The following is a 702-nucleotide window of genomic DNA, read 5'->3' on the forward strand; positions in this document are numbered from 1 at the left end:
GGTGATACCGCGACTGCCATCGATGAAAATAGCGGTGCCAGTACTGTGGTGTATACCGCCACCGCTGATGACTCTGCTGATATTTCTGATGGAGTCACTTTCAGTCTGTCGGGTGCAGATGCGGCGTACTTCTCGATTGATGCCAGCACCGGTGAAGTCACCTTATTGGCCGACGCTGATTACGAGACCAAACCAAGTTACAACTTTACTGTAATCGCTACCGATGGGGCGGGTAACCATACCGATCAAATCGTTACTTTAGCAGTCAATAACCTGGATGAAGTGGCACCGACGATTACCTCTGGCGCGACGGCCACTGCCATCGATGAAAACTCTGGTGCGGGGCAAGTGGTATATACCGCTGCTGTCGATGATTCAGCGGATATATCCAGTGGAGTGAGCTTCTTGCTCTCAGGCGACGATGCGGCGTATTTCAGCATCAACTCAGCCACTGGTGAAGTCACTTTGTTGGCGGATGCCGATTACGAAACTAAAGCCAGCTACAGCTTTACCGTCACCGCCACCGATGGTGCGGGTTTACAAGATAGCCAGTCCGTCACCTTGGAGGTCAATAACCTGGATGAAATCGCGCCGACGATTACCTCTGGTGATACCGCCACCTCGGTCGATGAAAACTCTGGTGCTGGGCAAGTGGTGTATACCGCCACTGCGGATGACTCTGCTGATATTTCTGATGGCGTG

At 52.4% G+C, this 702-nt stretch carries 1 protein-coding gene; it reads left to right on the forward strand.

Annotated elements, in window-relative coordinates:
• The coding region (locus Q8W32_RS16545) for a cadherin repeat domain-containing protein (protein ID WP_305415692.1) at positions 1–702 on the forward strand (702 nt) is incomplete at both ends.

It is taken from the genome of Oceanobacter sp. 3_MG-2023 (genome assembly GCF_030688925.1).
Taxonomy (GTDB): domain Bacteria; phylum Pseudomonadota; class Gammaproteobacteria; order Pseudomonadales; family Oceanobacteraceae; genus Oceanobacter.